Below are 23580 nucleotides of genomic sequence, written 5' to 3'. Positions count from 1 at the left end.
CCCCCCCCCCCCCCCCCCCCCCCCCCCCCCCCCCCCCCCCCCCCCCCCCCCCCCCCCCCCCGACTCCGGCGCGTGGTGCGTCTGCAATTGAGGGGTAACCGCCCACCGGGCCGAGGGTCCGCACGGCACCTGCGAAAGTAGTCCGATGCCCGACGCCACCGCACTGATCGTTGCAGCCGCTGCCATCGCGGCGCTGGCCGGCTGTGCCGCCTGGCGCATCGACGCCGCCCTCAAGCGGCGTGCGGACGCCGATACGCTCTTCTGGCTGGCCTTTACGTGGCTTCTGGCCCTGGTTGCTGGATGCCTCGCGGCGGTCCCGGCCGGTGCCGGCGGCGCCGCCGCCGCGGCTGCGGTTCTCTCGACCACCGCGGGGTCCGCCTGGCTCGGGCTGAGGGAGCAGCGGCGGGCCGGGACCCGGAGGACGGCGGCCGCCTCCGGCCGGCTGCGCTCCCTTGAGGCCCGGCACGACGCCGTGTTGCGCCGCTGGGCGGCCTACGAGCTCGACCCGGCACTGGCCCTTGACTACCCGGCAATGAACGACACCCGCGGGCCCGAGTCGCGCCGGGTGCTTGGCGCCATGCGCGAAGCCCTGCTCCGGCGCCGGGCGCTCGGGCCGGAGCCGGCACCGGAGCAGGTGGCCGGAACCGGTTCCCTGATGGCCGACTACGCGGCGTCGGTCCTGGCACTGGAGCGGGCCCTGGGTGCGGCGGAGGCGGCGGCCGGCGTCGAACCGTCGCGGCGGCCCGCGCGGCTGCAGGAGGAGCCCCCGCGGCGACGCGTAGGCCCTCCGGGGGCGCCGTCACCTGAGGCGTAACGGCCCGGCACCCGGGCGCGGAGCCCGACACCGCCGGGCGGATTCCCGGCGGGGCCGTCCCCCGGGAGATTCTTCCGGCGCCGTCCCTCGCCCGGAGCTCCGGGTCCCGTTTCCGGAAGCTGCCGTTCGAAATCGTTATCGTCCTGGCGGTGTCACCCGGGCCGCTGCCCGGTAGGGTTTGATACCGGACAGGGATGATACGGAAGGGACTTATGCGCTTTTTGGGACGGTGCTTTCCAGCGCTGACGGCTGCCGCAGTGGTCGCGGCCGGTGGAATCTTCGCCACCGGGTCCGCAGCGGTTCCAGCCTCCGCGGTTCCCGTCTCGGCAGAGCCCGCCGCGCACGTAGCGGTGGCAGAGAAGGCCACCGAGACTTCCCCGGTCCGGGTCGCAACGTACAACGCCAGCCTGAACCGGCAGAACCCCGGGGACCTGGTCCGCGAGCTGTCCGGCACCACGAGCACCCAGGCGCGGGCGGTCGCGGGAATCATTCAGGCCACCGCACCCGACGTGGTGCTCCTCAACGAATTCGATTACGACCCCGATCACCGCGCAGCCGAGCTGTTCCGCACCAACTACCTCGCGGTCGGCACGGGCGGCGCGCGGGGCATCACCTACCCCTACGTCTACACAGCACCGTCCAACACCGGGGTTCCCAGCGGTATGGACCTCAACAATGACGGCGTCATCGGCGGGCCGGACGACGCGTTCGGCTACGGGGCCTTCGAGGGCCAGTACGGCATGGTTCTCTACTCGAAGTATCCGATCGACAGGGCCAACGTCCGCACCTTTCAAAATTTCAAGTGGAGCGACATGCCCGGCGCCCTGCTTCCCACGGACCCGGTGTCGGGTGGAGCGGACTGGTACTCCGCCGACGAACTGGCCCAGGTGCGGCTCTCCAGCAAGTCGCACTGGGATGTTCCGGTGATCATCGGCAGGAAGTCGGTCCACATCCTGGCCAGTCACCCCACGCCTCCGGTCTTCGACGGACGCGAGGACCGCAACGGCAGGCGCAACAACGATGAGATCCGGTTGTGGGCCGACTACATCGAAGGCGGGAAGGCGGCAGCCTACCTCTACGACGACCAGGGCCGGTGGGGCGGGCTCAGCGGGGGCGAGCGGTTCGTCATCCTGGGGGACCAGAACAGCGATCCCCTGGACGGCGACTCGATCGCGGGCTCGATCGACCAGCTCCTGATCCACCGCCTGGTGCATGACCCGCTGCCTTCCTCCGAGGGGGCGGCGGAGGCATCGGCCCTGCAGGGAGGCGCCAACGCGCGCCACCGCGGTCTCGCGGCGCACGACACCGCCGACTTCGAGGACCAGTCCGCAGGGAACCTCCGCGTCGACTACGTGCTGCCCTCGAAGAACCTGCCGGTGCTTCGAAGCGGAGTCTTCTGGCCGCGGGTGGGAACCCCCGGCTCCGACCTGACCGGAATCTTCCCGTTTCCCTCAAGCGACCACCGCCTTGTCTACGCCGACGTAAGGGTTCGGGGCAGCTAGGAATCCGCAGGGTCTTGCTGGGCCGGCCGGGCTAACCTACGCTTGCGTAAGTTACGCTGCCGTAGGTTGTGCGGCGCTTCCCGGAGGAGCCAGGTCCACCATGACATCGAACGACCCCCAGCAGCGGACGAAGCCGGGATTCCGGCCCTCCAAAACCGACTCCGCTGGCCGCTGGCCCTGGCGTCGTTCGGCAAGTCCTGGCACAAGTCCCACCAAGCCGATCCGACCTGTGCGGGGCATGGGGTGGATTAGGGGCAGACCGGCCCGGTTTAACGACAAGCTGGCTCCACGTTCTGCGTATGGGGGAATCGCAGAAAGGGGAGCCAGCGGTTTAAGTATACTGCGAACTGATCGTCGAATGTCCAAGGGGGAGGTGGGATGGCAGTCACGGCAAAAGCGTTTCAGCTGTGGCGCCAGGAGATAGCACCCACGGATTCGGTCTCCGACCTCTGCCGCTCGGCAGGCATCAAGCGCTCGACGCTTGCCCAGCAGCTCGTGCGTGGAAAAGTGTCGGTCAGCACCCTGCTCGCGGTCGCGCGGGGCTACGGGCTCGATCCGGTCTGTGCCCTCGCGCAGTTCGAGGGATACACCGACCTCCTCAGGGGGATGCGGGCGCCGACCAGTGCCGAACTCCTCAGCCAAGTCTCCCACCGGGACATCCTCAAGCTCCTTGTGGCCCGCGGCGAGGGGACAGGGAACGGATTGTCGGACCTTGTTCCCTTCCCGCACCGCAACTCGGTGCGCGCCTGGATCGAGGCGATCGACCCCGGTGATCTTAGGCAGCAGCTGTCGGAGCGTTCGGGCATCGCCCGCCAGAACCTCTCCGCGCAGCTCAGTGCGGGGCGCCTCAGCCCGGGGCTTGCCGTCGAGGCGTCCCGGATCGCCGGCGTCTCCCTCACCAGTGGCCTCGTAGTGACGGGCCTGCTCACCTGCGCCGAGGGCGGCTGGCCCGTCACCGGGCGGGCCGATGCGCTCAACGCCCTGTCGGACACCGATCTGGTCCTCCTGGCGCGGGACCGCCTGGATGCCCTCGGCAAGCAGCTTCGGAAAGCGGACGCTGATGAGAACCGTGATCGTGCGATCTGGGAAAACCTGGGATGAGCGGCCACCTGATCCAGTGGGCGACCCTGCTGCTTTGCGTCCTGGGCGCGCTGCTGCGTCTGCCCGGCGTGCGTCGGGGCAGGGGCCGGATGATCTTCGCCGCCCTCGTCCTGATGGCCATCGCCGTGGCGCTGTCCCTTCCGCCCATCTACCTGCCGGTGGACGGGGCCCTGGGAGGTTGGAATGCGGCGAACCTGGTCATCCGCCTCTCGCTCTACGCCGTCGTCGTCCTGCTGGGACTGCGGATGGCCGCCGCTTTCGACGCGGAGCGGGTCCGGTCCCTGATTGTTGGGCCGGTAGGGATTTCGGTGCTGTTGTTCACTGTGGCCGCCACCCTCGTCCTGTTCGCCCTGAGCGACCTTTCCGAGTCCTCAACCGGCCTCGCCCGATACCACGGCCAGCAAACCGTCGAGCGGTATGCCGACATTGGCAGGCTCTACCCGGGGTATGTTTCCGCCTGCCTGGTGGTACCGGCGGCCGCCGGGGCACTGCGCCGCGGCTCCCGGCCGGCCCACCGCCTCGCCTGCTCACTACTCGCGGCCGGGTTCTTCCTGGTGGCAGGTTTTGCTGTCCTCGAGCTTTTCCAGGGCCTCGACCTCGGGGTCTTCGAGGTGGTCCTGCCCTTCGGGGCGATCCTGCTCGTCGTGTCCGGGCTGACCCTGATCTGGTTCAGCCGGAGCCGCGGCAGGCCTCGACAGCGCAATCCGCTTGCCTAGCGCAGTTCCCGGAGGGGATTGAAGCACAATCGTTGCCGAAGAGTGTTCACAGTTTCATGTTCATAGGAAATAATAATGAATATGTAACTGCCGCTGACAGTGGGGGGTCAGCGGATCGTTATGAGAACACCTGGGTGCGTCCATCAGAACGGGTGGACGCACCCAGGTGTGCAGCCGGCCCGCCGGCGCGGGCGGAGCCGTCAGCTATTCGGCGTCGTGGTCGGTCTCGATGATCTTGGCCAGGGATTCAAGGGCCTCCTCCGCCCCTTCACCTTCGGCGCGCAGGACGACAACGTCACCGTGGGTAGCCCCAAGGCTCATCAGTGACAGGATGCTCGAGGCGTCCATCGCCTCATCGACGGGATCACCGTCCATCGCAATTGTCACCTCAACGGGAACCTCACCCGCGGCCTCGGCGAAGATGGACGCGGGGCGGGCGTGGAGCCCTACGCGGCTGGCTACAGTGGCTTTGCGTTCTGGCATTGTCTTTCCTTCGGTTCGGCGGGTAGGTCTGTTCGTCGATTCTGCTGGTCTTTCATCATCTGCTGTTCGGGGGCAGGTATCCACCCCGGAACCGGCGAAACCGGCTCCAGGGAGAATAACTTGTTCCCGTGCTGCGGCCGGGAGCGGCCCGGGCGGATCAGGCGGCGACCGGTTCGGCGACGGCGCCGCTGCGGTCCAGCTTGCGGTCACGGAGCCGCTTGAGGGCGACCACGATGACGGCCGAGACGACCATCCCGACGAGAATCGACAGGATGAACCATTGCAGCCCGCCGATGGCGAAGAAGACGAAGAATCCGCCGTGCGGCGCCTGGGACGTGACCCCGAGGCCCATTACCATGGCGCCGGTCACCGCGGCGCCGACCATGGAGGCGGGGATCACACGCAGCGGGTCGGCCGCGGCGAACGGGATGGCACCTTCGGAGATGAAGGACGCCCCGAGCAGCCAGGCGGCCTTGCCGTTCTCCCGCTCCGCCAGGGAGAACCTGCGGCGGTCGATCACGGTTGCGAGCGCCATAGCCAGCGGCGGCACCATGCCCGCTGCCATGACGGCTGCCATGATCTGCAGCGGAGCCTGGTTCGCGGTGGTGGCGGCACCCAGGCCGGCGACGGCGAAGGAGTAGGCAACCTTGTTGACGGGCCCGCCGAGGTCGATGGCCATCATGAGGCCGAGGATGATTCCGAGTACCACGGCCGCCGATCCGGTCAGCCCGGACAGCCAGTCGTTCAACGCGGTGGTCAGTCCGGCGATCGGTCCGCCGAGGATGAGGAACATGGCACCCGAGGCGATCAGGGACGCGACCAGCGGAATGATGACCACCGGCATGAGGCTGCGCAGCCACCGGGGGACGCTCAGCCGGCCGATCATCATTGCGACATAGCCGGCGAGCAGGCCGCCGACGATGCCGCCGAGGAAGCCGGCGCCCATGAATCCCGCGACCGCACCGGCGACGAAGCCCGGGGCGATGCCGGGGCGGTCCGCGAGGGCGTAGGCGATGTAGCCGGCCAGCGCCGGAATCAGGAAGCCCAGCGACAGCTGGCCGATCTTGAACGCCACGGCCCCGAGGTAGGTGGCAAGGCCACCCTCGGGTAGGTTGCCGAAGCTGTTCTCGAGCACGACCGTGTCCGCGACGTCGGTGATGTCGTAGCCGCCGATCAGGAAGCCGAGGGCGATCAGCAGACCACCGCCGGCGACGAAGGGGATCATGTAGCTGACGCCGGTGAGCAGCGCCCGCTTCAGCGTTCCGCCAATGCCTTCCCTGCTGGTGTCCGCGTCGGCGTCGTTTCCTCCGGCGTCGCCGGCGACCCGGCGGGCCGAAGGGTTCCGGGCCGCTGCGACGGCCTCCTCGACCATCTCGCCGGGCTCGTCGATGCCACGCTTGACCGGGGCGCTGATGACCGGAAGGCCGGCGAAGCGATGCTTGTCCCGGACGTCGACGTCGACGGCGAAGATGACGGCGTCCGCCGCCGCGATCACCGCCGGGTCAAGCGGCGTCGCCCCGGAGGAGCCCTGGGTTTCAACCTGCAGGTCGATCCCGCGTTCCTTGGCGGCGGCGGCGAGGGAGTCGGCCGCCATGTAGGTGTGGGCGATGCCCGTTGGGCAGGCGGTGACTGCGACCAGGCGGCGCACCTCGCCATCCTCCTTGGCGGCTGCTGGGGGTTCACCGGCAGGCGACTGTTCGGCGCCGCCAGGAGCAGCGAAGCCGGCGGCGTGGGCGCCGGACCCTGTTCCGGTACCCGCGGCCGCGCCGGCTGCGGCACTCACGGGTGCTGCAGCCGGAGCCTTCCCCGTGCCCAGTGCGCCCTCCACGAGGTCGACCACATCCTGTTCGGAGCCGGCGTTCCTCAGGGCTGCGGTGAAGTCCTTCTTGATGAGGGACCGCGCGAGCTTCGACAGCAGCTTCAGGTGCTCCTGATCGGCGCCGTCGGGGGCGGCGATGAAGAACACGAGGTCCGCCGGTCCGTCCTTCGCGCCGAAATCGACGGGCGGAGCCAGGCGGGCCATGGCGAGCGTGGGCTCGAGGACCGATCCGGAGCGGCAGTGGGGGATCGCAATGCCGCCGGGAATCCCGGTCGCGGTCTTTTCCTCACGGGCTAGGGCGTCGGCGTAGAGGCCGTCAGCGCCGGAGGCCCGGCCCTGTGCGGTGACCTGTTCTGCCAGGTACCGGATGACCGCCGAGCGGTCAGCCCCGAGGTTTGAATCGAGAGTGACGAGGCTCGGCGTGATGAGATCGGACATTCAGTTTTCCTCCTTTGGAGACGATGCTGCCTGGTGCGCGGGTGCGCCGGAGTTGAGAGCTGGGGCGAAGGCGGTCAGGGTGACGGCCTCCGGGGTGGTCTGGTTGAGGGCCGGAACTTCGGAGCCCGGCAGTGATGCGGCGGCGGACCCGTGGGCAACGGCTTGGCGGAGGCAGCCTTCGGGGCTTTCTCCGGCGGCGGCGGCGAGCAGGTAGCCGGCCAGTGCCGAATCTCCGGCACCGACGGTTGAGCGCGCCGAGACGGGGCTGTGGCGGGCGTGCCAGGCGCCCGAGGCCGTGACGAGCAGTGCACCGCGGGAGCCCAGCGTTGCGAGCACCGCACCCACCCCACCGCCGACCAGGGCGGTGCAGGCCTGCAGGGCGAGCTCGAGATCCGTTTCAAGGTCAGTGCCCTCCCCGATGCCGGTCAGCTCCGAGAGCTCCTCGGCGTTTGGTTTGAGCAGGTCCGGAGCTCCAGCCGCGGCGGAGGCGAGGGCGCTGCCCGATGAATCGACGGCGATCCGGGGAGCGTCCGCGCCGTACCGGCTCCGCACCGCAGCGGTGGCGGAGGCATAGAAATCGGCAGGCACGCCCGGCGGCAGTGACCCGGCCAGCACGAGCCAGGAGGCGCCGGCGCTGGCCGTCACCACAAGGTCGAGCAGGGCCGCAGTGTGCTCCGGGCTCAGTGTCGGTCCCGGCTCGTTGACCTTGGTGGTGGTGCCGTCCGGCTCGGTCAGGGCGGTGTTGGTCCGCAGTGCCGCACCGATGGGCAGGTTCCGGTAGGGGACGGCCGCCGCGGCCAGCCCGGCGAGCACGGGATCGCCCTCGTCGCCGGGGAGCAGCGCCAGGGAGGGAACCCCCGATTTCGTGAGCGCGCGGCTCACGTTGACGCCCTTGCCTCCTGCTTCCTGGTGGGCGCTGACTGCGCGGTGGACCTCGCCGCGGGTCAGGGCAAGCGGAAGCTCGACGGTGCGGTCGATGCTGGGATTGGCGGTCAGGGTGATGATCATGCGCTTACCACCTCGACCTGCGCGCGTGCGAGGGCGGCGGCCAGGGCGCCCCCGGGTGTTGAGTCAGTGATGACAGCATCGATCTCCTCCAGGGCAGCGAAGCTGACGAGGGATTCCTCGCCGAACTTTGACGAATCGGCGAGCAGGACCACCCTGCGGGCCGAGCGGACGATGGCGGTTTTGACGGCGGCCTCGTCGGTGTCAGGGGTGCTGAGGCCGAAGTGCTCCGCCACGCCGTTGGCTCCGATGAAGGCAACGTCGGCACGCAGCCGGGAGAATGCGGCGACGGCGCTGCTGCCCACCCCGGCGCTGGTGAGCGCCCGGACCCGGCCGCCGATCAGTTCGAGGTGGACGGAGGAGCCGCTGATGAGGTGGGCGATCGGAACCGAGTGGGTGATGACGGTGAGGTCGGTACGCGACTCGGTGGCGAGCAGGGCGGCCAGTGCCCCGGTCGTGGTGCCGGCGTCAAGGATCACCGATCCGGTCGAGGGAACCATATCCAAGGCGGCCTTGGCGATCCGCTGCTTCTCTGCGCGGTACTGGGACTGACGGCTCTCAATACTTGATTCCCGGGTGCTTGCGGAGTCCCGAGCGACGGCGCCGCCGTGCACCCGGCGCAGGACCCCGTCCTTCTCCAGCAGGGCCAGGTCGCGCCTCACGGTTTCGGCGGTGATGCTGAACCGCTCGGAGAGGTCGGTGACACTCACGCGGCCTTCGGTGCGTACGAGGGTGCTGATCTGGCGGTGGCGTTCTTCAGCGAACATGGCGACTCCGTTGTCCAGCCGATCGGGGGGAGCAACCGTGGGTCCCCACCGCCGGTCTGTGTTTATGTGAGTTTATCTGCACCCTTGCCCGAAGAGCAAGGGTTTTTCCGGAACCCCCACAAATTCACAGGTGGAGGACATGCGACGGGCCGGGGCGTATGCGCCCCGGCCCGTCGTTCTATCGAGAATTGTCCTGTGGAGGTTCAGAAGCAGTTCGATCCCTGGGTGCTACAGGCCGTCCCGGGTCTCGTTGCGGGTGACGGTCTCGCCCGTGCCCGGGTCATGCAGCGAGCGGGACTCCGAGACCCGCCGCTGGCTGCGCGGCGCGTTGAGGAAGAGCGAGATGATCAGGCCGAGGAGTCCGACGCCCATGAGGATGTACCCGACGAGCCGGAGGTCGATGAAGCTCACGATGTCGGCGACGGCAAAAGCAAGAATTGCCCCGATCGCGATCAAAGCTATTGAGGATCCGATTCTCATGGCCATTACTCCTTGATTGGAATTGCGCGATGAACTGCCCCGATTTCCCGGGGCGGCTCCGAAGGATGCCAAATCGCCGCTTGACGACGAGGTGGTGCTCAGCATACTTCGCATCCGGGCATTTCCCGCGGCATTTGGGCCGGGGCGCCCCGTCACGCCCTGCGCCGGTGAATCCGTTGCGGGAGCGCGGCGGGAGAGAATAGTCTGACTTTGCTGATGGTAGGATTGAACGGTAAGCATGCTGATGAAGTAGAGTGTTTAAAAGTTGCACTCCGGTGCATCGGATTTATCAGTTGAGTTATTCGCTTCGGCGGATGGCCATCACTCAAAGGAGCATCTCATGGGTATTCTAGGTTTTCTTCTTCTCGGCCTGATCGCCGGCGCAATCGCCAAGCTGATCCTGCCGGGGCGTCAGGGCGGCGGCTGGGTCATCACCCTCGTCCTCGGAGTTGTCGGTGCGATCCTTGGCGGCCTGATCGGCAGCGCGCTCTTCGGAACGGGCATTGACGGCTTCTTCGACCTCTCCAGCTGGCTGCTCGCCATCGGCGGCGCGCTCATCGTGCTGCTCATCTACGGTGCCGTGACGAAGAACCGCTCACGCGCATAACCCGGATGCACCCACTGGGTGCCGGCTGAACCTGGGGGAACAGCTGAAGTGGAGGCGCCGCCGGTTACCCGGCGGCGCCTTTTCCGTGTCCGGCCGCCGTCGGGCAGGGGGCGTGAGGCCGTTTTCGTCGGGCGTCTTTCCTCCGGTGCGGCTCCAGGCCGGGCCATGATTTTCCCGCACCGCCGTCAACGGTCCGGTCCTAGACTGAATGCACGCCATCCCCACCGGATGGCCGGTTGTGAAAGGAACTCCAGCGAGTGAATCCACCGAACATCGGCCGGTCGAATCCGGCCGTGAAAGCCGCAAGCAGCGCCCTCTTCGATAAGGACGGTAACCCCAAGCCCGGGATCTACCGCGGCATCGAACGGGCGATCGACGTCCAGCGCCCGTTGGTCCTGGCCAACCTGCGGCGCGTGCGCCGCCGCTACCCGGCGGCTCCACCCGCCGAACTCGCCGAACTCCTCGAACGCGACTATCTGCGGGCCATCACGGTCGCCGGTGCCGCGGTGGGCGCGACGGCGGCGGTGCCGGCCGTCGGCACCATCGCCTCCCTGGGCCTGTCGGCCGCCGCCACAGTGGGGTTCCTTGAGGCAACCGCGCTCTACGCCCAGTCGATCGCGGAACTGCACGGCATCCACACCGACGATCCGGAGCGGTCGCGCACCATGGTGATGGCCATCCTGATGGGTGAGGAGGGGATGGCACTTATCCAATCAGGGCTGGGCGGTTCATCGGTGTCCTCCGGGCAGCAGCCCTGGGGGAACGCCGTGGGCAGCGCCGCGCCGGCCTCCCTCGTCCGCGCCCTGAGCGCGAGCATCCGACGCCGGTTTATCCGCCGGATGCTCGCCCGGCAGGGTGGCGCCCTCCTCGGCCGCGCGCTCCCCTTCGGTGTTGGCGCCGCGATCGGTGGGGCGGGGAACCATGCGATGGGCAAGGCAGTCATCAACGCCACCCGGACCGCGTTCGGGCCGCCGCCGCTGGTGGTTCCGGGCGACCTTGCGAACACCCTGGATGCCGCGCCGGAGAAACCCTCGACCGGGTCCGGGTCCTAAGGACGCTCGCCGGCCGTCGCCTGCTCCAGGGATAGAGGAGCGGGCGCTGGCCGGCAGGGGCGGGTCCGGCAGTGGGGGGTCCGGCAGTGGGGGGTCCGACAGGGGCGGATCCGGGTCGTGAGCGGGCCGGCCGCGTGCCGCCGGGAACCGCCCGCCCGGACCGTCGGCCGCCGACATCGTCAGTGGCCGGGATTGTCAGCCGAAGACCGCGTGGGCGACCGAGAAGATGGCGAGTCCCGCCAGGGAGCCAACAACGGTGCCGTTGATGCGGATGAACTGGAGATCCTTGCCGACCTGAAGCTCAATTTTCCGTGAGGTTTCCTCGGCATCCCAGCGCCCCACCGTCTCGGAGATCACGCCTGCAATTTCGCTGCGGTAGGTGCGCACTGCGTAGGCTGCACCGTCGGAGATCCACCGGTTCACCTTCGCCGCCAGTTCCGGGTCGCTGGCGAGCCGGCCGCCGAAGTCCCGCACCGCGGCCTTGAAGTTCTGCGTCAGTTCGCTCTGCGGATCGCTGACCGCCTCCAGCAGGGCACTCTTGATGGTGGCCCAGGTGCGGGCGGTCAGGTCGCGCACGCGGGGGTCGTCAAGGAGCTGGCCCTTGATCTCCTCGGCCTTGGCGATTGTCTCGGGGCTGTACTGCAGGTCCTGGGCGAGGTCTTTGAGGTATTTGTCGAGGGCGATGCGGACATCGTGGTGCTGGTCGTCCTGGACCGCGCGGATGAACTTCGACAGCTCGGCATAGACGCGGTCTCCCACCACGCCGTCGACGAGGCGCGGCACCCAGGTGGGCGAGCGCTGGGCCACGACCCGGGTCACGACGGCGTAGTTGGCATCCACCCAGTCGGCAGCCCGGTCCACCAGCAGGTCAACGAGGCGGTGGTGGTGCCCCTCCCGGAACAGCCGCTCTGCGATTCTTCCAACCGGAGGGCCCCACGGCGGAGCCAGCACGTGCTTGCGCACCATTGACTCGATGACGCCCTGGACCGCTTCGTCGTTGAGGACGGTGAACGCGCCGCGGATCAGTGCCGCACCTTCGACGGCGACGCGGTCGGCGCTCTCGGGGCGGGCAAGCCAGTTGCCGGCCTTCTCCGCAATCCGGGCAGAGTCGAGTTTCGCCCGCACCACGGCCTCGGAAAGAAAATTTTCCTCGACGAACTGCCCGAGGGATTCGCCGATCTGGTCCTTTTTCCGCGGAATGATCGCCGTATGGGGAATCTTCAGCCCCATCGGGTGCTTGAAGAGCGCCGTGACTGCGAACCAGTCCGCAAGGGCGCCGACCATGCCGCCTTCGGCAGCCGCGCGCACATATTGAAGCCACGGATAGCGATCCTGGAGCGCAAACGCGACAACGAAGATCACGGCGAGCACCCCGAGCAGGGCGGTGGCCAGGACCTTCATTCGGCGCAGCGCTGCGGCTCGTTCCTCATCGGTGCCCGGCGTTACATTCACCAGCCCAGTCTATCGAGCGCGGCCGCCCGGTGTCCCTGCCGGCGTGTCCATCGCGTACCGTAATCGGGGGAAGGTTCGGCTTCCGGGAAATAACCGAGAGTAGGGTCCAGCATGAGTCCACAGATCTTCGCCCACCGGGGTGCGAGCGGCATCTACGCCGAGCACACCCGTGCCGCCTACCTCCAGGCCCTCGCCGACGGCGCCGACGGCGTCGAGTGCGACGTGCATCTGACCCGCGACGAGCAGCTCGTCTGCATCCACGATCCGACACTCGAGCGGACCTCGAACGGCTCGGGCAACGTCGCCGACTACACCCTGGCCCAGCTTCGGGAGCTCGACTTCTCCTCGTGGAAGGGGGCTCGGGTTCCGGCCGAGTTGGGGGGGCCCCGGAACCAGCTGCTGACCCTGGCCGACCTCCTGCGGCTGCTGCGGTCCGCCGGGCGGAGCATCGCCCTGGCCATCGAGCTCAAGCACCCGAGCCCCTTCGGCCTGCACCTCGAAGCCGAGCTTGTCGCGTTCCTCCTCGACGAGGGATGGGATCCGGAGAGTTCAACCCTCGGCAACCTCACCATCAGCTTTATGAGCTTCAACCCCGACTCGATGCACCAGCTCGGAGAGATCGCCCCGGCGCACGCCCTGTGCCAGCTGGTGGCCGATGTGGAGCCCGAGGAGGTGCGGGAGGCGCTGAGTTTCGGCTCGATCACCTCAGGCGCCGTGATCAACCTGATGCGGCGTGCCATCGACGAGGGCGAGGCGCTGATCGACGCCCACACCGTCGGGATAGCAGGGCCGGGCGTGGCCTATGTGAGGGCGCACCAGGACATCGTGCGCCGGTGGGTGTCGGAGGGCGTCCGGGTGCGGGTGTGGACGGTCAATACGCAGGAGGACGCCGAGCTGGTGGCGGGGCTGGGGGTTCAGGAAGTCACCACCGACTATCCAGCGGAAATGCGCTCGTTCTTTGCAATTTCCTCCGGTGGATAGGACTCCCACCCCTCCGCTTTGTGGTTGAGTTAATGCATGCACTCGCCTATTGAGGACTACGCACTGGTATCGGACCTTCACACCGGCGCGTTGATATCGCGCCGGGGCAGCGTCGACTGGCTTTGCTTTCCCCGCTTCGATTCCCCGTCCGTCTTCACCAAGCTGCTGGGCACCGAAGACCACGGCCGCTGGCTGCTGGCCCCCGTCGAGGAGGAGGCGGAGGTGATCGGGCGTGCGTACATCGATTCCACCTTCGTGCTGCAGACGCGTTGGCGGACCAGCACCGGGGAGGTCCTGGTCACTGACTTCATGCCGGTGGAGGACCGCCGCGCGTCCCTGGTGCGGCGGGTCGAGGGAATCAGCGGGAGCGTCACGATGCGCGAGGAGCTTCAGCTGCGTTTCGAGTACGGCGACGTGGTGCCGTGGGTGCGCAAGGCCCACGACGACGACGGCCCCATGCTGCTGGCGATCGCCGGCCCCAACGCCCTGATGCACCGGGGGAACCCCCTCAGGCCCAAGGGTCACCGCCACGAGGGGACGCTGACGGTCACGGCGGGCCAGCGCCTGGACATCGAGCTGGCGTGGTTCCCTTCGCACCGCACCGCACCCCGCAGCCAGGAGGCCGCGCCCTGCCTTGAGAGCACCATCGCCTACTGGCAGGCCTGGGCGTCGAACTACGAGCCGCAGGGCGAGTACGACGACACGGTCAAGCGGTCGCTGCTGGTGCTCCGGGCCCTGACCCATGAGGACACCGGCGGGATCGTCGCGGCGCCGACCACCTCGCTGCCCGAGCACTTCGGCGGCGCACGCAACTGGGACTACCGCTTCTGCTGGCTCCGGGATGCGGCCCTGACCCTTGAGGCGATGATGACCCACGGCTATCAGGAGGAAGCGCTCGAGTGGCGGAACTGGCTCCTCCGCGCTGTGGCCGGGGATCCCGAGGACCTCCAGATCATGTACGGTCTGGCCGGGGAGCGGAGGCTTCCCGAGACCATCCTTTCCCACCTGCCCGGGTACCGGGACTCCCTGCCGGTGCGCATCGGCAACGGCGCGGTCAACCAGTACCAGGCCGACGTCGTCGGCGAGGTGATCGTGGCCCTCGAGAAGCTCCGCTGCTACGGCGTGACCGAGGACCACTTTTCCTGGCCGCTGCAGCGCGCACTTCTCGGTTTCGCCGAGAACCACCTCCACGACAAGGACCACGGCATCTGGGAGATGCGCGGGGACCTCAAGCACTTCACCCACTCCCGGGTGATGATGTGGGCGGCGTTCGACTGCGCCGTGCGTGCCGTTGAGGACCACGGGCTCGACGGCCCGCTTGAGCAGTGGGTTGCCCTGCGCGACGAGCTGCACGCCGAGGTGATGGAGCGCGGCTTCAACGAGGAACTCAACTCGTTCACGCAGGCCTACGGCGAGGAGCAGCTCGACGCGTCGCTGCTCCAGCTGCCGCAGGTGGGCTTCCTCGCCTATGACGACCCGAAGATGCTCGGGACGGTGGCGGCGCTTGAGAAGAACCTTCTCACCGATGAGGGGCTGCTGCTGCGCTACCGCACCGACGAGTCCGACGACGGGCTTGAGCCCGGCGAGCACCCCTTCCTTGCCTGCTCCTTCTGGCTGGTTGAGCAGTACGCCCGCAGCGGGCGCGAGGAGGAGGCGCGGGCCCTTATGGACCGGCTGATCGGTTTCGCCAACGAACTGGGGCTGCTCTCGGAGGAGTACGACGCCGAGGCCCGCACCATGGTCGGAAACTACCCGCAGGCGTTCTCCCATCTGACACTGGTGCGGGCCGCCGACGCGATCCACTACGCCGCCGCCCTGCAGCCGTCCTCCCTGGCCGGCGCCCTCGGGGTTACGGCTTTAGAACAACCTTGATGCACCCGTCCTGCTTTTTTTGGAAGTTGAGGTAGGCCTCCGGGGCCTCGTCGATCGACACCTCGTGGGTCATCAGGTCGGTGACACCAAGGGGGTCGGCGGGGTCCTCGACGAGGGGGAGCAGGTCCTCGGTCCAGCGGCGGACATTGCACTGGCCCATCCGGAGCTGGAGCTGCTTGTCGAACATGGTGAACAGCGGCATCGGGTTCGCGTTGCCGCCGTACACTCCGCTGAGGGAGACGGTTCCGCCCCGGCGCACCGAATCGATGGCCGAGTGCAGGACGCTCAGGCGGTCCACCCCCGCCGTTTCGACGGCCTTGCGGGCCAGGGCGTCCGGCAGCAGGCCGACGGCGTTTTGGGCGAACGCACCGGCGGGGGAGCCGTGAGCCTCCATCCCGACGGCGTCGACCACCGAGTCGGGCCCGCGCCCTCCGGTCATGCTGCGCAGTTCCTCGCCCAGGTTCTTTGAGAAGTCGAGGGTCTCGATGCCGTGGCGCTGGGCCATCGCCCGGCGTTCGGCGACCGGTTCGATCCCGATCACGCGGTACCCGAGGTGCCTGCCGATGCGCGCGGCGAACTGGCCCACCGGGCCGAGCCCGTACACAGCGAGGGTTCCGCCCTCGGGAACATCGGCGTACTTCACCCCCTGCCACGCCGTGGGGAGGATGTCGGAGAGGTAGAGGTAGCGCTCGTCGGGAAGCTCGGATCCCACCTTAATGGGTCCGTAGTTGGCGTGCGGAACCCTCAGGAACTGGGCCTGGCCGCCCGGCACCGAGCCGTACAGGGAGGAAAAGCCGAAGAGGCTCGCCCCGGTGCCCTTCTCGCGGACCTGGGTGGTCTCGCACTGGGACTGCAGCCCGCTGCGGCACATCGTGCAGTGGCCGCAGGAGATGTTGAAGGGAATGACGACGCGGTCCCCGGGCGCCAGGTTCGTGACCTCGCTGCCGACCTCCTCGACGATGCCCATCGGCTCGTGGCCCAGGATGTCCCCCCGGGACATGTACGGGCCGAGGACCTCATAGAGGTGGAGGTCGGAGCCGCAGATGGCGGTGGAGGTGATCCTCACGATCGCATCCGTCGGCTCCTGAAGGATCGGGTCCGGGACTTCCTCAACGCTGATCTTCCGCCGGCCCTGCCAGGTCACTGCTTTCACGGCTGCCTCCAAAGGTAGTAAGGGTGCTGTCTTTTCCTACTATTCACCGGACCGGCCAGAAAGCAAAGCCCGGGTGGGAGAAGGCGGGCCGCACCTACTACCCTGATTCGGTGGAACTCCTCGCCTCACCCGCCGTCCGCGTGGGCCTCTCGGTCGCCGTCGCCACCGGCCTCTACGGCATCTCCTTCGGGGCGCTGTCCGCCGCCTCCGGCCTCAGCCTCGCCCAGACGGCGGCCCTGAGCCTGCTGATGTTCAGCGGGGGCTCGCAGTTCGCCTTCATCGGCGTCGTGGCCGGCGGGGGCAGCGGACTGTCGGCATTGTCGGCCGCTGCGCTGCTCGGACTGCGCAACGGCGTGTATGGGATGCAGCTCAATTTCCTGCTGCGGCCGCGGGGCTGGCGGAAGGCCGCGGCCGCGCAGCTCACCATCGACGAATCGGTCGCCACGGCCACCGCCCAGAGCGAACTCCAGGAGGCGAAGCGCGGTTTCTGGACCGCCGGCATCGGCGTATTCGTGCTCTGGAACGTCTTCACCCTCGTGGGGGCCCTGCTTGGTGGTGCGGTGGGCGATCCGCGGCAGTGGGGGCTCGACGGCGCCGCGGTGGCCGCCTTCCTCGGGCTGTTGTGGCCGCGGCTGCGGTCCCGGGAGGCCGGGGCCATCGCGGTGGCCTGCGCCGTGGTGACGGTCGTTGCCGTGCCCCTGGCCCCGCCGGGGGTTCCCATCCTGTGCGCAGCCGTGGTGGCCGCTGTCCTCGGCCTGCGCCGGACGCCTCCGCGCTCCCCGGAAGCCGCGGCGGACCGGCGGCCGGGACCTCAGCCCGGCCGGGACGGGGGTGCCTGATGGTCCTGTGGTTCTGGATTCTGGCCGCCGGCTGCATATCCTTCGCGACCAAGCTTGCCGGTTACCTCGTGCCCGCCCGGGTCCTCGGCAACCCACGCATGCTGCGCGCCGCGGGGGCGCTCACCGTGGGGCTGCTGACCTCGTTGACTGTCGTCACCACGGTGTCCTCGGGCAGTGCCCTCGTGCCTGATGCGCGGCTCGCCGCGGCCGCGGCGGCCGCCGTCGCCCTCTGGCTCCAGGCTCCGTTCCTCGTCGTGGTGGCTGCCGGGGCGCTCGCCGCGGCAGCGGCGCGGATGGCCGGCCTGCCCTGACGCGCCCGCCTTGAGGCCCGCTGGCCTGTGCGCCTGTTTGGCGCTGTCCGGTGTCCGGCGGGTGGCGCCGCAGGGCAGCGCGCTTAGCTGCCCGCAGCGGTGGCGGCACCGACGGTGGCGGCTGTTGCCTCGGCGATTGCAGCCTCCTCGTCGGTGGGGACCACCAGCACGGGCATCGCCGATCCCGCGGTGCTGACGACGCGCGCCGACGACCCGCGCGGCTCGTTGAGTTCAGGGTCGAGTTCGATGCCGAGCGCGGTGAGCTGGCCCGCCACCAGCGAACGGAAGGACGAGGAATTTTCGCCGATCCCCGCGGTGAACACCAGGGCATGCGCTCCGCCGACCGCCACGTGGTAGCCGCCGATGTATTTCGCGAGGCGGTAGGCGGCGATCTCAAGGGCGAGCTGCGCCGCCCTGTCCCCGCCGTCGGCGGCCTTCTCCACCGAACGCATGTCATTGGTGCCCGCCAGCCCGCGCAGCCCCGATTCGCGGTTCAGCAGGGTATCGAGGTCTTCGGGGGAGTAGCCCTCGCGGGCGAGGAACAGCAGGATCGACGGGTCGATGTCACCCGAACGGGTGCCCATCACCAGTCCCTCGAGCGGGGTGAAGCCCATCGAAGTGTCAATGCTCCGGCCTCCGCGTACGGCCGTCACCGATGCGCCGTTGCCCAGATGCGCGATCACGGCATCAAAGTTTTCGCGCGGAGTGCCAAGGAATTCGGCGGCCTTCCCGGTGACGTAGTCATGGGAGGTCCCGTGGAAGCCGTAGCGCCGGATCCCGTGTTTCGTGTAGAGCTCGTCGGGCACCGCGTAGCGCCAGGCCCGCTCCGGCAGGGTCCGGTGGAACGCGGTGTCGAACACGGCCACCTGCGGGATGCCGGGCCACTTTTCGGCGACTGCCCGGATCCCCAGCACATTGGCCGGGTTGTGGAGCGGCGCCAGCGGGTTGAGGCGCTCGATGGCGCGGATGATCTCCGGGGTGATGAGCACCGGTTCCCCGAAGCGCTCGCCGCCGTGGACCACGCGGTGCCCCACGGCGTCGATGGTCTTCCCCTGCAGGATGACCGCGAGTTCGGTGTCGAAGTGTTCGATCGCTGCGGCGTGGTCGGGAACCCATTCCTCGCCGATGCTTTCGATCAGCCCCTGCGCCAGGACGTCGTCGCCCTCGCGCACCTGGTATTTGAGGGACGACGAGCCGGAGTTGATGACGAGGATGATCATGCCTGCTGCTTTCCTGGGGTTGATGCGGTTGCCAGGGAGGCCGAGGCGGGAGGTGCCTGCTGCGCCTGCACCGCGGTGATGGCGACCGTGTTGACGATGTCCTCAACGGTGCACCCGCGGGAGAGGTCGTTGACGGGCTTGCGGAGGCCCTGGAGCACCGGCCCGACGGCGACCGCGCCGGCCGACTGCTGGACGGCCTTATAGGTGTTGTTGCCGGTGTTGAGGTCCGGAAAGATGAAGACCGTCGCCTGGCCCGCCACCGATGAGCCCGGGAGCTTCGACGCCGCGACCGAGGCATCCACGGCGGCGTCGTACTGGATCGGGCCCTCGACCGGCAGCTCGGGCCGGAGCGCCCTCACGATTTCGGTGGCGCGGCGGACCTCGTCGACGGCCCCGCCGTAGCCCGACTCCCCGGTCGAATAGGAGAGCATCGCCACGCGCGGCTCGACGCCGAACTGCGCGGCGGTGTCGGCCGAAGCGGAGGCGATATCCGCGAGCTGCTCCTCGTTCGGTTCAGGGTTCACCGCGCAGTCGCCGTAGACGAGCACGCGGTCGGAGAGCAGCATGAGGAAGACAGAGGAGACGATCCGCGCGCCCTCGCGCGTCTTGACGAACTCGAGCGCCGGCCGGATGGTGTTGGCCGTGGTGTGTGCAGCGCCGGAGACCATGCCGTCGACATTGCCGAGCTGGACCATCATCGTTCCGAAATATGCTCCGTCGAGCATGCGTTCCCGCGCGGTCTCGATGGTGACGTTCTTGTGCGCGCGGAGGCGGGCGTACTCGGCGGCGAACTCCTCGCGCAGCTCCGAGGTCTCGGGATCGATCAGGGTGATGCCCGTGAGGTCGACGCCCTGTCCCGCAGCGAGTTCCCGAACCTGCGATTCGGGGCCGAGGATGGTCAGGTCGCACACGTCCCGGCGGTGCAGGATTTCCGCAGCGCGAAGGATCCGGATATCGGTTCCTTCGGGCAGCACGATGGAGCGGCGCTGGGAGCGCGCCCGCTGGATGAGCTCGTGAAGGAACCGCAGCGGGGTCATGGAGATGGCGCGCGGAAGCGCGAGGCGTTCGAGCAGTTCCTGCTCGTCAACCTGCCGCGACCACGCGCCAAGCGCGGCGGCCGACTTCCGGCGGAGCCCCGTGGCGATTTCCCCGCGCACCCCGCCGACCCGCTGGGCGGCGGTGTAAGTGTCGTCATCGAGGGCAAACACGGGGAAGGGTGCCTGGGCCAGGAGGGGCAGCAGGTGGGGGTCCGGCTCCAGGCCGCCCGTGAGGACGAGCCCGGAGGGCACGGGGAACTCGGGCGAGAAGGAGGAGGCGAGCGTCGCGGCCAGCACGTCGGCCCGGTCGCCGGGAACGATGACGAGGGCGCCATCGGTGAGCAGGTGCAGGAAGTTGCCCACGTTCATCGCGGCGACCCGGACGGAGAGCACGTCCCGCTCCAGGTTCGTGCTTCCGGCGATCTGCTTCGCCCCCAGCTCCGCGGCCACCTCCGAGATGGTCGGCCGGGCGATTTCGGGCAGTTCGGGAATGACATAGACGGGCCGTCCGGAGCGGCCCGGCCGGACCTCGGCGCGGATGCCCTCAACCGCCTCGTCGGGGGCGCGGTTCACCATCATGGCCAGCAGCGAAACCTTGGCCTCGTCGAGTTCCTGCCTGGCGACGTCGACGGCGTCGGCCGCCTCGGCAACGGACATCTCCTTGGCGCTGACCACGGCCAGCACCATCGCCCCGAGGTTGTTGGCGAGGCGGGCGTTCAGGTCGAACTCCACCGCGGCGTCATGGCCGCCGAGGTCGGTGCCCTCGACGATGACGACGTCGCACCGGCTGGCGATCTCGCTGTAGATCGCCACGCACGCGGTGTCAATCTCCTCGCGGTTGCCGGCCACCAGCAGCGCGCGGGCCTGGGCGCGGGTAAGCCCGCCGCGGGAGCGCTCGGGCGGGAGGTTGAAGCTGCGCTGCATCAGTTGGACCATCGGGTCCGCGGCGGGGTCGTCGCCCTCGACGATCGGCCGGAAGAAACCGACCCGGTCGGCGTGCCGGTGGAGCATATCGGCGAGGCCAAGGGAGATGAGGGACTTCCCGGAGCCTGGGTTCATGGCACTGACGTATATTCCGCGGGTCATTTCACCATCCTGTCAGGGACCCGCCCGGGGTGCCATAACGCAGGCCACACGTCCGGCCGGGACGCGGGCGGCGCTTTCTGGGAGACTTGGACCATGCTTGTCGCCTTCTCAGTCGCACCGTCCGGATCCTCCGAGCACTCAAGGGGCGGAGGCGACTCCGTCCATGAAGCGGTTGCCGCCGCCGTCGCCGTCGTGCGCGAGTCCGGCCTGCCCAACTCAACCGACTCGATGTTCACGACGATCGAGGGCGAGTGGGACGAGGTGATGACCGTCATCAAGCACGCCACCGAGGCCGCCGGCCGGTACGGCAGCAGGGTATCGCTGGTGCTGAAGGCCGACATCCGCCCCGGGCACACCGGCGAGATCACCGGCAAGGTCGAACGGCTTGAGAAGGCCCTGGGGGAGATGCAGGAGTTCGAGGGCCACTCCTGATGGCACGTCAGGCGGCGCCGGCGCCGGTCGCGGGCGAGTTTCCGATCGACACCGGCACCTGCGAACTCGAGCCCGATCCCTACAGCACCAACGGCTGGGTGCTGCGCGTCAACGGAGTCCCAAGCTCACACATCGACCTCGACGACCCGCTGCGTCTTGACTTCGAGTACATGCGCTGGATCGCGGCGCTTGTCGATGCCCGCTGGGGCACCTCCGACCGGCTCCGGGTGCTGCACCTGGGCGGCGGCGCGTGCTCCCTGCCCCGGTACATCGCCGCGGCGCATCCGGCCGCCCGGCAGGTCGTCGTCGAACTCGACGGAAAGCTGGCCGAGCTGGTGCGACAGTGGTTCGACCTGCCGAGGGCCCCGCTGGTGCGCATTCGGGTGGGGGAGGCACGGGAGGTGACCCGGTCCCTGTCGGAGGCCAGCCGGGACCTCATCATCCGCGACGTATTCGCGGGCAGCCGCACCCCGCACCCGCTGACAACCGTTGGGTTCACGCAGGAGGCGAAGAAGGTGCTCGCCGCCGACGGGATCTACCTGGTCAACTGCGGCGACGGTCCGGACCTGAAGATGGCGCGCCGGGAGGCAGCCACCATCGCCTCGGCCTTCGCGAGGACGGCGATCGTCGCCGATCCGGCGATGCTCAAGGGGCGCCGCTACGGCAACGTGATCATCGCCGGAAGCGACGGCCCGCTCGGTGAGGGCCCCGGGCTGGCCCGCGGGCTGCTCGGCGGCGGTGTGCCCGCCCACCTGTGGCACGACGACCAGGTGCGCCGCTTCGCCGCCGGGGCGCAGCCGCTCACCGACTGACCCCCTGCCCGGCCGGGTCGATGCCCTGCCAGGGCCTTGCCCGGCCCGGTTCACCCAGCGCAGGGCGCTCCGCTAGAGCAGGATCTGCTCGATGGGGCCGATGCCGAAGAAGATCACGAACGCCCCGGCCACAGCCCACATCAGCGGATGGATCTCACGCGCCCGGCCCTGGATGGTGCGGACCAGGACGAAGGCGATGAAGCCGGCGCCCAGGCCGTTGGCGATCGAGTAGGTGAACGGCATAAGGGTGAAGGTCAGGAACGCGGGGATGGCGATCCCCCAGTCCTGCCAGTCGATCCGGCCCACCTGGGAGACCATCATGAAGCCTACGACCACCAGGGCGGGCGCCACGGCCTCGAAGGGCACGAGGCTGATCAACGGGGTGACGAACATCGCCAGCAGGAACAGGACGCCGGTGACGATGTTCGCGATGCCGGTGCGGGCGCCTTCGCCGATGCCCGCCCCGGACTCGACGTAGATCTGGTTGGAGGACACCGAGCCGGCGCCGCCGGCGACGGCGCCGAGGGCATCGACGATCAGGACCCGGTTGACGCCGGGGATATTGCCGCGGGCGTCGACGAGCTTCGCCTCGTTGGCCAGCCCGACCATGGTGCCCATGGCGTCGAAGAAGATGCTCAACAGGATCGTGAAGGTCAGCAGCAGCGCGGCCGTGGCTCCCAGGTGGCCGAACGCGCCGAACGGGCTGACGTTGCCAAGCAGCCCGAGGTCGGGCGCGCCGACCCAGGCGCCCGTGGGCAGTTCGGGAACCACAAGCGACCACCCCTGCGGGTTCGGGTCCTGGCCCGGGATGAAGCTCGGGCCGACATCGGCGACGGCTTCAATGATCACGGCTAGGGCGGTGGCGGCGAGGACGCCGATGAGGATCGCGCCCCGGACCCGCCGCACCACGAGGGCGATGGTCAGGACCAGGCCAAAAATGAAAACGAGCGTCGGCCAGCCGAGCAGGACGCCCTCGAAGCCCAGGCCGACAGGCACGGTGGTCTGGGCTTCGTCGGGGATGCGCCGGACGAAGCCGGCATTGACGAGCCCGATCAGCGCGATGAACAGCCCGATGCCGACGACGATGGCCGTCTTCAGGCTCTCCGGCACCGCGTTGAACACGGCGGTGCGGAAGCCGGTGAGCACCAGCAGCAGCATCGTGAGCCCGGCCAGCAGCACCAGGCCCATGATGTCGGGCCAGGTCAGGCCGGGGTTGGTCGCGACGGTGATCGCGACGAAGGCGTTGACCCCGAGGCCAGTTGCCAGCGCGAAGGGGTACCGGGCCCAGGCGCCCATGGTGATGGTGAGGATGCCCGCGATCAGGGCCGTCACCGCGGCAACCCGTTCGAAGCCGAGCTCGGTGCCCGAGGCGTCGGCCCCAGAGAGGATCAGCGGGTTCAGGACGACGATGTAGCTCATCGCGAAGAAGGTCGCCACGCCGCCGCGGATCTCCCGCGAATAGGTGGACCCCCTGGAGGTGACCTCGAAGTAGCGGTCGAGCGCCGAACCCGTCTTGAGCATGATCAATCCTTGGAGAGGAGGAAGGGAAACCGAGCAGATTCTATCCCGGCGCCGGCCAATCACCCACGGGTTACGCCGGC

Annotated in this window: 22 protein-coding genes; 12 read left to right on the top strand and 10 right to left on the bottom strand. The window is 68.8% G+C overall.

Going from position 1 to position 23580, the window contains the following annotated elements; translation table 11 throughout:
* Positions 1-145 precede the first annotated feature (145 nt).
* The 4 genes from GVV77_RS06185 (at position 146) to GVV77_RS06170 (ending at position 4133) form a co-directional block, all read left to right on the top strand.
* Positions 146-814 carry a hypothetical protein gene (locus tag GVV77_RS06185; RefSeq protein WP_159617277.1) on the top strand — a complete coding sequence of 223 codons (669 nt, stop codon included), beginning with the start codon at positions 146-148 and terminating at the stop codon, positions 812-814.
* A 212-nt stretch (positions 815-1026) separates the two neighbouring features.
* A complete protein-coding gene (locus tag GVV77_RS06180) occupies positions 1027-2316 on the top strand; it encodes an endonuclease/exonuclease/phosphatase family protein (protein WP_159617276.1) in 1290 nt (429 codons plus the stop codon).
* Between the two features lie 378 nt (positions 2317-2694).
* Positions 2695-3417 (top strand): hypothetical protein, encoded by a 723-nt coding sequence (locus GVV77_RS06175; RefSeq protein ID WP_159617275.1) that lies wholly within the window; start codon positions 2695-2697, stop codon positions 3415-3417.
* Positions 3414-4133 (top strand): hypothetical protein, encoded by a 720-nt coding sequence (locus GVV77_RS06170; protein WP_159617274.1) that lies wholly within the window; start codon positions 3414-3416, stop codon positions 4131-4133. The genes GVV77_RS06175 and GVV77_RS06170 overlap by 4 nt, the downstream gene beginning before the upstream one ends.
* A 204-nt stretch (positions 4134-4337) precedes the next feature.
* Here the strand turns inward: GVV77_RS06170 and GVV77_RS06165 are convergent, their stop codons facing one another.
* The 5 genes from GVV77_RS06165 to GVV77_RS06145 all read right to left on the bottom strand — a co-directional run bounded on the left by GVV77_RS06165 (position 4338) and on the right by GVV77_RS06145 (position 9125).
* Positions 4338-4616, bottom strand: a complete 279-nt coding sequence (locus tag GVV77_RS06165) for an HPr family phosphocarrier protein (protein ID WP_120165812.1) — start codon at positions 4614-4616, stop codon at positions 4338-4340.
* 157 nt (positions 4617-4773) lie between these two features.
* Positions 4774-6873, bottom strand: coding sequence for a PTS fructose transporter subunit IIABC (locus tag GVV77_RS06160; protein ID WP_159617273.1), 2100 nt, complete (start codon positions 6871-6873; stop codon positions 4774-4776).
* A complete protein-coding gene (locus tag GVV77_RS06155) occupies positions 6874-7881 on the bottom strand; it encodes a 1-phosphofructokinase family hexose kinase (RefSeq protein WP_159617272.1) in 1008 nt (335 codons plus the stop codon).
* Positions 7878-8645: a DeoR/GlpR family DNA-binding transcription regulator gene (locus GVV77_RS06150; RefSeq protein WP_159617271.1), complete on the bottom strand. Its 768-nt coding sequence runs from the start codon at positions 8643-8645 to the stop codon at positions 7878-7880. The genes GVV77_RS06155 and GVV77_RS06150 overlap by 4 nt, the downstream gene beginning before the upstream one ends.
* 228 nt (positions 8646-8873) lie before the next feature.
* The gene (locus GVV77_RS06145) at positions 8874-9125 is read right to left on the bottom strand and encodes a DUF6458 family protein (RefSeq protein WP_159617270.1); all 252 of its coding nucleotides are present in this window, start codon (positions 9123-9125) and stop codon (positions 8874-8876) included.
* Between the two features lie 340 nt (positions 9126-9465).
* Between GVV77_RS06145 and GVV77_RS06140 the strand changes: the two genes are divergently transcribed.
* Positions 9466-9732, top strand: coding sequence for a GlsB/YeaQ/YmgE family stress response membrane protein (locus GVV77_RS06140; protein WP_159617269.1), 267 nt, complete (start codon positions 9466-9468; stop codon positions 9730-9732).
* Positions 9733-10025: 293 nt separating this feature from the next.
* Positions 10026-10784 carry a hypothetical protein gene (locus tag GVV77_RS06135; protein ID WP_246199668.1) on the top strand — a complete coding sequence of 253 codons (759 nt, stop codon included), beginning with the start codon at positions 10026-10028 and terminating at the stop codon, positions 10782-10784.
* A 195-nt stretch (positions 10785-10979) separates the two neighbouring features.
* On the opposite strand, the gene GVV77_RS06130 is transcribed toward GVV77_RS06135, so the two are convergent.
* Positions 10980-12185: a DUF445 domain-containing protein gene (locus GVV77_RS06130; protein WP_159617290.1), complete on the bottom strand. Its 1206-nt coding sequence runs from the start codon at positions 12183-12185 to the stop codon at positions 10980-10982.
* Between the two features lie 162 nt (positions 12186-12347).
* Here GVV77_RS06130 and GVV77_RS06125 point away from each other — a divergent pair, with 162 nt between their 5' ends.
* Positions 12348-13217 carry a glycerophosphodiester phosphodiesterase gene (locus GVV77_RS06125; protein WP_159617267.1) on the top strand — a complete coding sequence of 290 codons (870 nt, stop codon included), beginning with the start codon at positions 12348-12350 and terminating at the stop codon, positions 13215-13217.
* Between the two features lie 36 nt (positions 13218-13253).
* Entirely contained in the window at positions 13254-15089 is a 1836-nt protein-coding gene (locus GVV77_RS06120; protein ID WP_159617266.1) for a glycoside hydrolase family 15 protein, read from the top strand.
* On the opposite strand, the gene GVV77_RS06115 is transcribed toward GVV77_RS06120, so the two are convergent.
* Positions 15067-16242 carry a zinc-dependent alcohol dehydrogenase gene (locus tag GVV77_RS06115; RefSeq protein ID WP_159617265.1) on the bottom strand — a complete coding sequence of 392 codons (1176 nt, stop codon included), beginning with the start codon at positions 16240-16242 and terminating at the stop codon, positions 15067-15069. The two genes, GVV77_RS06120 and GVV77_RS06115, sit on opposite strands and share 23 nt — an antisense overlap.
* Before the next feature lie 110 nt (positions 16243-16352).
* Between GVV77_RS06115 and GVV77_RS06110 the strand changes: the two genes are divergently transcribed.
* Positions 16353-17081, top strand: a complete 729-nt coding sequence (locus tag GVV77_RS06110; protein ID WP_159617289.1) for an AzlC family ABC transporter permease — start codon at positions 16353-16355, stop codon at positions 17079-17081.
* Positions 17081-17392, top strand: coding sequence for an AzlD domain-containing protein (locus tag GVV77_RS06105; RefSeq protein ID WP_159617264.1), 312 nt, complete (start codon positions 17081-17083; stop codon positions 17390-17392). The genes GVV77_RS06110 and GVV77_RS06105 overlap by 1 nt, the downstream gene beginning before the upstream one ends.
* A gap of 83 nt (positions 17393-17475) precedes the next feature.
* Here GVV77_RS06105 and GVV77_RS06100 read toward each other — a convergent pair whose 3' ends face one another.
* Positions 17476-18612 carry an acetate/propionate family kinase gene (locus GVV77_RS06100; protein WP_159617263.1) on the bottom strand — a complete coding sequence of 379 codons (1137 nt, stop codon included), beginning with the start codon at positions 18610-18612 and terminating at the stop codon, positions 17476-17478.
* On the bottom strand, positions 18609-20735 hold the full coding sequence (gene pta / locus GVV77_RS06095) for a phosphate acetyltransferase (RefSeq protein WP_159617262.1): 2127 nt from the start codon (positions 20733-20735) through the stop codon (positions 18609-18611). Before pta ends, GVV77_RS06100 begins: the two co-directional genes overlap by 4 nt.
* A 93-nt stretch (positions 20736-20828) precedes the next feature.
* On the opposite strand from pta, the gene GVV77_RS06090 reads away from it, so the two are divergent.
* Both GVV77_RS06090 and GVV77_RS06085 read left to right on the top strand, forming a co-directional pair.
* Positions 20829-21167: a thiamine-binding protein gene (locus tag GVV77_RS06090; protein WP_159617261.1), complete on the top strand. Its 339-nt coding sequence runs from the start codon at positions 20829-20831 to the stop codon at positions 21165-21167.
* The gene (locus GVV77_RS06085; RefSeq protein ID WP_159617260.1) at positions 21167-21979 is read left to right on the top strand and encodes a spermidine synthase; all 813 of its coding nucleotides are present in this window, start codon (positions 21167-21169) and stop codon (positions 21977-21979) included. The genes GVV77_RS06090 and GVV77_RS06085 overlap by 1 nt, the downstream gene beginning before the upstream one ends.
* A gap of 72 nt (positions 21980-22051) precedes the next feature.
* On the opposite strand, the gene GVV77_RS06080 is transcribed toward GVV77_RS06085, so the two are convergent.
* A complete protein-coding gene (locus GVV77_RS06080) occupies positions 22052-23500 on the bottom strand; it encodes an NCS2 family permease (RefSeq protein WP_159617259.1) in 1449 nt (482 codons plus the stop codon).
* Between the last annotated feature and the right edge of the window lie 80 nt (positions 23501-23580).

Source organism: Arthrobacter zhaoguopingii (genome assembly GCF_009828605.1).
Classification (GTDB): Bacteria; Actinomycetota; Actinomycetes; order Actinomycetales; family Micrococcaceae; genus Arthrobacter_D; species Arthrobacter_D zhaoguopingii.
The sequence above is the reverse complement of the archived record's forward strand: the minus strand, read 5'-3'. Positions and strand labels throughout refer to the sequence as shown.